17 protein-coding genes are annotated in these 10446 nt (G+C 38.8%); 4 read left to right on the forward strand and 13 right to left on the reverse strand.

The window, feature by feature from the left end; genetic code table 11:
* Nucleotides 1-5: 5 nt before the first annotated feature.
* The 13 genes from PCI70_RS10695 to PCI70_RS10755 all read right to left on the reverse strand — a co-directional run bounded on the left by PCI70_RS10695 (nucleotide 6) and on the right by PCI70_RS10755 (nucleotide 8070).
* Entirely contained in the window at nucleotides 6-671 is a 666-nt protein-coding gene (locus PCI70_RS10695) for a hypothetical protein (protein ID WP_269915324.1), read from the reverse strand.
* The gene (locus PCI70_RS10700; RefSeq protein WP_269915325.1) at nucleotides 664-1062 is read right to left on the reverse strand and encodes a Bbp19 family protein; all 399 of its coding nucleotides are present in this window, start codon (nucleotides 1060-1062) and stop codon (nucleotides 664-666) included. Before PCI70_RS10700 ends, PCI70_RS10695 begins: the two co-directional genes overlap by 8 nt.
* Entirely contained in the window at nucleotides 1059-2723 is a 1665-nt protein-coding gene (locus PCI70_RS10705; protein WP_269915326.1) for a portal protein, read from the reverse strand. Before PCI70_RS10705 ends, PCI70_RS10700 begins: the two co-directional genes overlap by 4 nt.
* A gap of 1 nt (nucleotide 2724) precedes the next feature.
* Nucleotides 2725-2904 (reverse strand): hypothetical protein, encoded by a 180-nt coding sequence (locus PCI70_RS10710; RefSeq protein WP_269915327.1) that lies wholly within the window; start codon nucleotides 2902-2904, stop codon nucleotides 2725-2727.
* Nucleotides 2905-2915: 11 nt separating this feature from the next.
* Nucleotides 2916-3188, reverse strand: a complete 273-nt coding sequence (locus PCI70_RS10715; RefSeq protein ID WP_269915328.1) for a hypothetical protein — start codon at nucleotides 3186-3188, stop codon at nucleotides 2916-2918.
* A gap of 63 nt (nucleotides 3189-3251) precedes the next feature.
* Entirely contained in the window at nucleotides 3252-4448 is a 1197-nt protein-coding gene (locus PCI70_RS10720) for a hypothetical protein (RefSeq protein ID WP_269915329.1), read from the reverse strand.
* Between the two features lie 43 nt (nucleotides 4449-4491).
* The gene (locus PCI70_RS10725; RefSeq protein WP_269915330.1) at nucleotides 4492-4860 is read right to left on the reverse strand and encodes a hypothetical protein; all 369 of its coding nucleotides are present in this window, start codon (nucleotides 4858-4860) and stop codon (nucleotides 4492-4494) included.
* Between the two features lie 12 nt (nucleotides 4861-4872).
* The gene (locus PCI70_RS10730; RefSeq protein WP_269915331.1) at nucleotides 4873-5292 is read right to left on the reverse strand and encodes a hypothetical protein; all 420 of its coding nucleotides are present in this window, start codon (nucleotides 5290-5292) and stop codon (nucleotides 4873-4875) included.
* Entirely contained in the window at nucleotides 5289-5525 is a 237-nt protein-coding gene (locus tag PCI70_RS10735; protein ID WP_269915332.1) for a hypothetical protein, read from the reverse strand. The genes PCI70_RS10730 and PCI70_RS10735 overlap by 4 nt, the downstream gene beginning before the upstream one ends.
* A 222-nt stretch (nucleotides 5526-5747) precedes the next feature.
* Nucleotides 5748-6491, reverse strand: a complete 744-nt coding sequence (locus PCI70_RS10740; RefSeq protein WP_269915333.1) for an ATP-binding protein — start codon at nucleotides 6489-6491, stop codon at nucleotides 5748-5750.
* The gene (locus PCI70_RS10745; protein WP_269915334.1) at nucleotides 6488-7486 is read right to left on the reverse strand and encodes a hypothetical protein; all 999 of its coding nucleotides are present in this window, start codon (nucleotides 7484-7486) and stop codon (nucleotides 6488-6490) included. Before PCI70_RS10745 ends, PCI70_RS10740 begins: the two co-directional genes overlap by 4 nt.
* 58 nt (nucleotides 7487-7544) lie before the next feature.
* Complete coding sequence (locus tag PCI70_RS10750; RefSeq protein WP_269915335.1) at nucleotides 7545-7838, reverse strand: hypothetical protein; 294 nt, start codon at nucleotides 7836-7838, stop codon at nucleotides 7545-7547.
* A 13-nt stretch (nucleotides 7839-7851) separates the two neighbouring features.
* Nucleotides 7852-8070: a YdaS family helix-turn-helix protein gene (locus tag PCI70_RS10755; RefSeq protein ID WP_269915336.1), complete on the reverse strand. Its 219-nt coding sequence runs from the start codon at nucleotides 8068-8070 to the stop codon at nucleotides 7852-7854.
* A 130-nt stretch (nucleotides 8071-8200) separates the two neighbouring features.
* Here PCI70_RS10755 and PCI70_RS10760 point away from each other — a divergent pair, with 130 nt between their 5' ends.
* The 4 genes from PCI70_RS10760 to PCI70_RS10775 form a co-directional block, all read left to right on the forward strand.
* Nucleotides 8201-8902, forward strand: coding sequence for a LexA family transcriptional regulator (locus PCI70_RS10760; protein WP_269915337.1), 702 nt, complete (start codon nucleotides 8201-8203; stop codon nucleotides 8900-8902).
* A gap of 54 nt (nucleotides 8903-8956) precedes the next feature.
* The gene (locus PCI70_RS10765) at nucleotides 8957-9511 is read left to right on the forward strand and encodes a hypothetical protein (protein WP_269915338.1); all 555 of its coding nucleotides are present in this window, start codon (nucleotides 8957-8959) and stop codon (nucleotides 9509-9511) included.
* A gap of 209 nt (nucleotides 9512-9720) precedes the next feature.
* The gene (locus PCI70_RS10770) at nucleotides 9721-9924 is read left to right on the forward strand and encodes a hypothetical protein (RefSeq protein WP_269915339.1); all 204 of its coding nucleotides are present in this window, start codon (nucleotides 9721-9723) and stop codon (nucleotides 9922-9924) included.
* 1 nt (nucleotide 9925) lies between these two features.
* Nucleotides 9926-10446, forward strand: a 521-nt coding sequence (locus tag PCI70_RS10775) for a PD-(D/E)XK nuclease family protein (RefSeq protein WP_269915340.1), incomplete at its 3' end; no start/stop codon positions are given.

The raw sequence follows: 10446 nt of genomic DNA on the forward strand, positions 1-10446 counted from the left end.
GCTCATTAACCTCTATAGTTTTTTTCATAAGAGCGTTGTACCTGCTCATACACACGCTTGTGGTCTGGATGGTTCGGGTTCATATACGCTTCACTTGCCATCAATTGTGAAACATCTTCACTAGTGGTAGGTTGTGTGTTTTGAGGGGGTACGTCCTCTTGCATTTGCTTACCAAAATGGGTGAGCAATTTAATTACGGCAGGGTTATTACCAATGGCAGGATCTGCATTAATCTGATCAATCGTAAGCCCTGCTGATTGTGCTGCTTTAAGTGCAAGCCCTAGATTGGCTTTGGTGTCATCACCCCATTCTTTTTGTAGAGTCGCCGTGCAATCTTCGGTTTTAAACTGTTGCATGCCCTCGGCAACTTTAGGAATGATGTCGTTGTATTCACCAAGCACAAACTTCAATTGGTCGTTAGTGATCCCTGCTTCATGTGCACGGTCTAAAAAGGCTTTATTTTCTTCAATGCCCTTAAAGTCATCAAAGTTAAAACCCTCAATATCCACGCTGTAATCATCAGCAGATGCTAAGGCTTGAGATTGCTCACCTTGTGGATTACCCTCGCCACCTTGCTCTTGTCCTTGCTCACCATCACCTAACGCCGTGCTAAGTTGTTCTTGTCCTTGCTCTGCACCCGGTACTGCTTCTTGTTGTGCTTGCTCAGTCATCTATCTGTACCTCTGAATCATTTAAATTTTGTTGGTTTGCTTTACTAATCTGAATAAGAATGTGGTCTACAACGTGCTTACGCCCTGCTCTAAAGCATGTTTCACGGTCTGCATCTTGACCGCCACGTACATAGCTTGAGCCACCAAATACACTCACCAAGTCATCTAAAATGTCTTGACCAATGGGGTGACATTCAAACAACGTGTAATAGTCCTGTGGCGTTGGTTTACGTGGGTATCTGTGGCGGATAGCTTTTGTAGGCTTGTCCGTATCATCTGCTTGTGGCACTTGAATTGTTGGCTTAGATTGTCTTGCCTTAAACCACAACCAAGTCATCACACCTAACAGCAATAAAAGAATAAGAATGACGGCGATCAATACATAAATCATTGCATTATTCCCCCCATGTCCATGCCCTGCATTGCACTTGGGTCTTGTGCCATGTTCTTCTCTACACCTTTTGCCATAGCACCGCCCATCTGCTGTGCCATTTGTGCTTTCATAGCTTGTTCTTGTTGCTCTTGCTGTGCCTTTTGACGTGCCTGACGCAGATCATTAATCTCGTCTTCAGTGCGTAAGATAGATTGTGGTACGCCACGACCTTTACCCATTACATTCGCTGCCGCATCAAAATCCACGACATCAAGCACCGTCTTATCAATGTTGGCCATATTTGCAACCGATGCTAAGAATTGCTCTGTTGCCACCACTTCATCTAAACGCTGTGCACGTGCTAACGGCGAAATAAACTTAAAGGATAGGTTTGCACCCCATAACTCTTGTGGGGCATCACCAAGCACACCTGAACGCAAGGCAAGACCAAAACAACGATCTAACAACACCTGCAGGTATTCAGTTTGCAAACGTCCGTACAATGGGCCAAGTTGCTGACGAATAATCTCTACACGTGTATTAATCTCAGTCGCCGTCATCTGCTGTGCACCAATAGGCGGTAGCTGATCTGCCATGAGCTTTTTACGAATACCGCCCTGTAGGTTTTCAAGTAGGTAGTCTGCGATCTGAAAGTTCACACCATCATCAAGACGTTTCATTGAATCAATGCTGTTGGCCACAATAACTTTGCGTGGCCCTACTTTGACTGTATGCGGATTAAGTACGCCGTCATCTTCTGCAATCCACATACCGCAAATCTGCATGTCTGCTGCACGTAGTGTCTGCTTCATTAACTCATTACAGGTTTTAGCATCAGGCAATGCCACAGACATTTGACCATTGCCATACACAGAGTTAGGCAGACGGCGCAAACGTGGGATTGAGCATGGGAACTCTTGGTACCCTGACTCTTTAAGCACTGTTTTATTGCTAATATCAACGTGATATGAGGCATAAGGCATATCAGTATTAAGCTGACCTGCACCCTTAGTCTTGCGTGGTTGAATGACGTGTAATAACTTAAAACACTTGTCAGGCTCATTAGCCACGGCGTTTTTAACGTCCGTACTGCATTTATCTTCACCATAGGCATTAACCATGGCTTGAGCCGTCATTTCATGTTCACGGTAAACAATATCAACCCGACCATTGGGTAAGCTTGAGGAGATCCAACATGAGCCTATTGGCCACGACTCAAACACATAGCCACCACCTTCCTTATGGTCGATGTCAATATAAAGAACGCCCCACCCAGCAACGACAACGTCTGTGATTGTTTCAAACGACTCACTATCAAAATTAGCCGCATGAATATTACGCCACATAAACTGACATACTTGCTCAAGCCAACGCTCACCATCTGTTAGCTTGCTGACATCATCTACGCCGTCAGGCGTTGCTTGAAACCAAATAGAGTTAGCCGGGGTAACGCCCGACATAATCATGGATACAAGCAACTGTATAGATTCTGCCGCTGTTGAGTCATATAGCTCTGCACGTTCTTTCTCACGTTGCGATTTAGAATCAACCGAAGCAAAGCCTTGTTGACGTTCAGGTGCACCAAATTTGTAGCAATCAGACCAATGTGCTTCATGGATTGAGCGTGCAAGTTTCAGTTGACCAAAGCGAGAACAGAGTTGCTGAGCAGTAGCGTCCATATTAGCCACCACCTAGCGTTGTTTTTGCTTTATTGGTTGAATCATTTGCACTAGCAAGCACACTGTCTGTATTTGCGCCGTTGCGTAATGCTTTTTTCTTGTTGGTCTCAGTTACTGCTTTATCTGCAGCTGCTTGAGCATCCGCTTCGGGATCTGTCTTTGCAACTTTACCACCACACATAAGCTACCCCCTTACTCAAACACATGGCCACGTTTAGGATCATGTCGCCAACGCTTTGTTTCTTTCACGGCGACACCACCTTGCTCAAGCAGTGCATCAAGCTTAGATTCGATGCGATCTAGCTGTTCTTGGTAGTCAGGAATAACTAAAGGATCAACCGACTGACCCTCACACCCTTCTACTGACGGTATTGGATCTGTTTGATCTTCACCTACGGTTTGTTCTGTTTTTTCTTTTTCGGGTACCGCTTTTGGTTTGCCCGGTGTTTGTGTTGTTCGTGCCATAAAAAAAGCCCCTACATTGTGTAAGGGCAATTTAGAATGAGATAGGATTAGATTGGTTGGGTATTATTTACCTTCACTACTAGGCTTCTCGGTGACACTCTTAAAGTCTTTCATTACTTCTGTCATTTGCTTAGCAAGATCAACACTCAACTTAGCCTGATCTTGAACTATCTCGGCAATTTTGTCATTTTGTGTCTGATCCAATTCTTTACCAAAATACTTTTCAGCTAATTTTGCATAGATCTCTTTTTGCTGATCACTTTCTTTAACATTTAACATGAAAAAGGGCAAAGCTTCTAACTCTAAAGATGTTTGTTTAGCTTGAAAAGCTAAGCGATAATACTGAGTAGAACGTCTCAAAAAAAAAGTTATTAATATAATAAAAATTGAAGCAACAATAATTTTTTGTATAAGTGGATTAATAATATGTTCTGAATCTATTGGATACAAAATCGTTAACACAATACTTACTACCAATCCTAAGAATATCATCGCGTAAAATGCCTTTGTCATATTTTTCGCTTGCTTCAAATAGAAATCTGCTGCTTCTTTATACGATTTTTCAGTATACTCACTACTTTTTCTGTTATTTAATTCTCTAGCACTTTTAGCTGACTTTTGAGCTTCCTCAAAAAAGTCTTTAGCTCTAATAAGGCTTGATATAGCTTCATTTTCTTTTTGTTCGCTTAACTTATTTTTTTCTCTTAATACATTTTCCTTATTAGCGATAGCTGTTAGCTTGATCTGTAATTCTTCTGAACTAGTACCTTTTTCTATAGCTATAGAATGATTAATTAATGAATCTAAAAAATCCCTTTGTAATACTTCACTATAAATGTCTAGGAAATTATTAAAATAGAAACTTATGATAATCTCCTCATCAAAATAACGAGAACTATCCTCCATTTTAAGAACATAATATAGATCAAGTTCCGTTAATGATCTATATTGATTTTTGGAACTCAACTCAGCTGTTTCTAATATGTTTTGCATTTTTTTTAATAAATCAAGGATATCGAATTTGTTTACCTTGTGATTTATCCAATCTTGATGCGTATAATATGTTTTTAACTGACTAACATAGAATCTCAATTCCAATAAAGACCTATGATTTTTATTTTTTTCTCCCATTTGTATTTTCGAAAATTGTTTCTTAGGAACAATATTTATGAAATTAATGGCATTATCTAAATATCCAAGAATTTTTCCCTCGCAATCTTCTAATATCGCCCTTCCATGTTCAAAACTTCTTTCTTCCACACCACACCCCCAATTTTTTGCTAATCATACTTCCTACAAAAAACTAAAGTAAGTCTAATTGCCCAATATCGTATCTATAATCCCACTCTCCCTCCCTTGGGTAGCGTTCTAAGTGTGTTTGGTCTTTCCATAGCTCAATAAACATATCGCCGTGTTCGTAAAAAGGACGTGTGCCTGTTGCCCACGAACTCACCGTAGAAGATCCACTTACATCAAGTACCACCGCAATCTTTTCGTGCGACCAACCTAAGTTTCGTAGATCCAAAATCATGCGTGCAAAGTCAGGTTTTTTATAGCGTCTACGGATTTTTAGAAACCGTTTTCCCTTCTCTTTTGCTACAATAAAACGCGCGCGTGCGCGAGGGTCGTCCTCTAAAGCTAGAAAATCGACCCCTAAGTCTAATCCGTCCATTCACTCTCCTAATTAAAAATACTCAAAATCCCAACAATCGTTGTTCTTATTCCACATCACGGCGATAAATTGCAGTGGGTGCATTTGTGCCGCCACTTTAATTTTTACACGAGCATCATCTTCCCAATATCCCTTAACTTCATGTGCCTCCAACTCTCCAGTGCTTTTCATCACAATAAAATCGGGTGAATAAAACGTCTTATTGGCTAAACGAAACTTCCAAGCCTCAAACGAATACCAAGAAATCTCGCCTAGCACCTTCAACTGCTCTAAATGTGTGGCGTATTTCGCTTCTGTTTGGTTCATAACGCCTTGTTTAAGCCGTCCTAGTGCTCTGTTACCCTTTTGGGTTTTCTTTGGCTCTACGGCGTTATTTCGCTTGCTATTGTGCTTAGCAAGATGAGCATTAAGCTCATCTTCTGTCATTCTCATATCTGCTTCACACCCATTAATTCTTTTGCATACGATGTTGCCCGATACTTGGCATAATCAATTCTTTCTAACAGGCCTGCATCTTGCAGACTGCGTAAATACATCGACATACGGTTTTTATCGCAATCAACCACAAAATTTCTTAGATCCACACCTGTAACAGGTTCTGTGGCATACACGGCGTAAATTAAAATATCGAGTTGTTGCTGAAATGTGATGTGGGGTGCGCTCATTCCCCACCCCCCCTAAAACTGCTGTGCTTTCGCTAAAACGCAAACTGCTTAATTGTCGTTTGCACCACCGTTCTCTAAAGGCTTGTTCTTTTTCGCTAATAGGTTTGGGAACATCGTAAATTTTGCATTGATGGCCAATAAATTGAGAATGGTTATAAACCACCATTTCACCTGTTAGGACGGCATTGCTTACTTGAGACAATTCAATCAAACGCTGATTATTCACACCACCACCCCACTACGCATATCTTCCCAATCGCACTCAATCATCGTGAGTTTGTCCTGTTGGAAGCGAGACCACAGACGATCCCCTAAATTTTCTTTAAGCTGATCTTTAGTAAAATTAGAAATCAGCATGGTTGGCTTACAAGCGTCATAACGTGCATATAAAACCTTGTGCACCAATTGCAAACGTGTTTCGTGTTGATCATGCAAACCGTATTCATCCAAGATCAGCAAATCACATGCAACGAACTGAGCAATCAACGTGGACTCATTCATGCTCTTGTCCGTCCATGCTTTCGCAATTTCGTTACTCATATCCTCGGATGTGATATAGCGAATATTTTGTTTTTTGCTAAGAAGATTACGAGCCAACGCACAAGCTAGATGGGTTTTGCCTGTACCAGTACGCCCTACAATTACGCCGTTACGTTTTAGATCCTTGAGGTAGTCCTGGTAAAAACTCACAAACTGCTGTTTAGCGTACTTTTGCCCTGAATGTTGAGTCATATAATTTTCAAACGTACAGTGCGTATGACGCTTTGGAAGCATGGCGTTATCAAAACGTTTCTGATCTCGCATATGTTCAAAGTCTGCCGTACTAAATTTTGAGTTTTGCAATGCTTCGTTTGAGCAAGATTTACAAAATGGACGACCAAACATCATGAGCATTGGCTCGTTATGTTTTGAGCAAACTTGGTTGGTTGGCTCAAGTTCTATTTTAAATTTTGGCATAGCACTCATGCGTCATCCTCCATCACTGGAGCGTATTTTTTAGGTTCTCCCCATGCATCGTTCACATTGCGAGGGTTATGTTTTGTTGGGGCTTGTGGTTGTTCAGCAACACGGCGTTGGTTTAAATCGTGTTTGTTACGATTAACCCATGTCAGCCACTTGGTCATCCAAAGGCTTGGGGTGTTTTTGTTTTGTGGTTTACCTGAAAAATAATCACCAAAGCCTTGCATCAAGTTTTCAAAATCAGATTCTGATAAATCTTGAAATCGGTCTTTAGCAACTTGGATAAAATCTAGTGAGCAGTTTGGGTATTCAGAAACGAGTTCAAGCAAGTTGTAATTTTTTTGGTTCTCAACATGGTAAGTCACAAACTGAATTGGTTTTTGACCCTGTGTATTTTCTAATACCGTATTACTACTATTATTATTTTCTTTTATATTTTCTTTTAATATTTCTTTATCAGAGGTACATCTCATGCTACTAGTCGAAGTACATGAAATGTCACTAGTGGTAGTACATGAAATGCTACTAGTATCATGTGATGTAGCTACATCGTATGTTATTGGACTAGTATCATCTTGTGTTAGTGGTCTAGTATCATCTGATGTACCTACATTTGGTGTACTAGGTGCATTTGGTGTACGTGGTTTTTTGGTTCTTTCTACTTCAACTACCACCTTACGATTGTTAAAAGTAAGGGTGTAAATTCGGCTTTTACCTAGCTCTTTTTGACTAGTAATAAGCTGGTAATCAACCAATTCATTAATCGCTTTACGGATGGTTCGTACATCCTGAACACCCGTTAAATCTTTAAAAAAACCTGCACCCAATGCACGTTCTTCAAAATGATGCCCTGCAATATGACGATTTAACACAATAAGGCATTTCACAGCTTCACCGCTTAGAACTGTTAAATAACGCTCATCCACAATAAAGTTTGGTAATGGTGTAAAGCCTTGTGTCATCGGTTGCACCTCTGTTCCAATATTAACGATTGCATTCATATCTGCACCGCCGTGTTTTTTGGGTTTGTTTGTGCTAAAATCATTTTACGTTCTCATTTCATTGCTGATGGAATGGCAAGCTAAGCTCAACAGGTCGCAACTGTTGGGCTTTTTTTGTGCTTGCCGTTTTTAAAATTTGAACTGGTTGTTCAAGTTGAAAAGTATCTGTGGTAAGACCAAACTCTTTGCTGAGAGAATTTAATAACTCCTCAACAACGTGAATTTCCTTTATGCAACACTCACGAATAAAAGCCGATGTACTCACTCTGCGAGAGCGTGCAATCGCTTCAAACTTATTTTTTTCTTCGTATGTGCATTTGAAGGTAATGCTTGTCGTTAAACTTTCAGACATTAAAACTAGCCCTTTATGCAAAGATGTCAGGACGAAGTTCTTTTTTTGAAACAACGTGATTAGTTGCTTCACAAATTTTTATTGCTAAACGTGCTGATACAGAACCACCATAACCAATCTGCAATAAATTCTTTTGTGTTGTCCCAATACGTTGAGCCAAACTTTCAACATCTTGTGATTGCTTTAAATAAGCTAAAAGTGACTTAACATGTTTCTTTTCATGTTTTGCCATACAAAACCTCAAAATTAGTAAAAGCATTAATACTTACGCATAATTTAGTATTTTACTAATTATTTTGCAACAAAAGTATTTAGTTTTTTCGATATTTATTTTTTAGTATTTTACTAATAGACTTCAAATTATGGATATTTCAGAAATTAGACGAGCCAATCTGATTGCGCTCATGACACAGTCAGGTATGAAACAAAATGTATTTTCCGAAAAGGTAGGTACAGCACCGGCTTATATCTCACAAATTATTAACTGCAAAGTCGGTAGAAATGGTAAGCCCGCAGCGGTGGGGGCTTCTCTTGCTCGTAAAATTGAAAAATCTTTATTATTACCTCATGGCTATATGGATAGTTCACATGAAATAAAAAATACAGAAAACAAGAAAGCGAGTAATACAGATGGTGATCTTTCTACTCCCTCTCTTGGATTCAAGAACTTAACAGAGGGGTTTGTGCCTGTTTTGAAATGGAATGAAACAATATCTTTTTCTTCTATTCATCAGTATTTAAAAGATACAACTGTAGATGAATGGTTGCCACCAAATAAAGATATTGGGGAAAATGGATATGGTTTAATCGTTACTGGATATTCAATGTCACCTAAATTTGAACCAAACGATCGTATCTATATTGAACCCGACTTTGACAATAATGCTTTAAAGACTGGTGACTTAGTCATTGTTCAAGATCAAGAGAACCAAGAGGTAGAGTTTAAAGAGTTAGTAATTGAAAATAGTAAAAATTATTTTCAATCTATAAATCAAAAATTTAGCTCACAAATAATAAATGGGAAAATATTAGGTAAAGTTGTTGGGCTTTATCGAAAAATCTAAGACACATTAAGAGCCTCTACCAATAGAGGCTCTTTTAATAAAAGGATTAAAAAAATGTGGTTTCTACTTATCGTTCTTGGCATTGGATTAATCATTTATTTTTTAAATAAAAATAAGACCGAAAAAAGAGATATTACAACCATTACACATAAAAGAACCATTCAAACTGAAGACGGCGAAGTTTCTATAGAACGCCGACAAACTTTTGACACAACCCAAACATCATATAAACCAGATCAAAGTATTGATCAAAAATTAGAAAACTTAAAAACTATTTCAGTTGAAAAGCAAGATAAAGAATTTGCTTTGGATCAACAGCCACAACAAGAAGAACTTGTATTTACACCCTCTCAAACAACTTCAAAAGAATGCCCAAAATGTAATAAGCAGCTTACTTTCAGCTTATTTGGTAAATCACCTAAAAATTCTGATGGTTTAACAAAATGGTGTTTGGATTGTCTTAATAATGCAAATAAGAAACCACAACCAAAATCCAATCAGAAATATTGCCCTCACTGTAAAAGAAATCGCATGAAAACAAGTTTTGGTAAAAACAGTAAGCAAGAAGATGGTCTTACTAAATGGTGTAGAGACTGTATGAAATTATAGTCGAATGCTGTCTAAACGACCCACCTTTATGGTGGGTTTTTTATTATTAATAGAAAAATAATAATTTATACTAAATAAAAAGTTAGTTTTATACTTAATTTTATGTTGCACTAAATTTAGTATTTTGCTAAATTAATTTCATCGAAACAAAAAAAGCCCACGCAACCGGTTCAAAGTTTACGTGGGCTTTTCAAAACAACGAGGCAATTATGCAACAAATTAAACGCAAAACACAACAGGCAAGTTTTTATAACGCTCACCCCCCTGCTACCTCGGAATTACGCATTACATTCAAAGACATTCTTATCGCCAACCTCATCGACCTGTTCAAAGGTGTTGTGGTTATCGTAATCATGTTTGTTCTGTACGTTGTAATTTCCTATGCACTTTCTAGCTTGATTTGGGGTATCTAATATGTCTCGAATTTTCTCTATTAGAGCAAGTTCTCTAGGAGATCTATTTGATTGCCCTGCACGTTGGGAAGCAAAAAATCTTCTAAAGAAAAAAATGCCATCATCTTCACGTTCACAAATTGGTCAGGCTGTACACGAAAGCATTGGTCGTTGGGATTACCTCAACATGCTAGGTGAACAACCACACATTGAAGAATGTAAAGAAGTGATCTTCCAACAGATTTGGAAAGAACAAAATACAGAAATTGATTGGTCTGAGGTCGATCAAAATACATCAGAAAACATTGCAACCTCACTTATGGAAAAGTACATCCAACACATTGCACCAAGCCAAAAATTTATTGGTGTTGAGGTGCTGTGCGAATCTATGGTGATTTCTGATTTAAACATTGAATTAACAGGCACGATTGACCGCGTTTACGAAAATGAAATGGGTGAACTTGGTATTGGTGACATCAAAACAGGAAAAACCTCTGTATCTGCCAACGGCGTAGTACGCACAGAAAACCATGCCGTACAGAT

This window comes from Acinetobacter sp. HY1485 (assembly GCF_027568475.1).
GTDB lineage: Bacteria > Pseudomonadota > Gammaproteobacteria > Pseudomonadales > Moraxellaceae > Acinetobacter.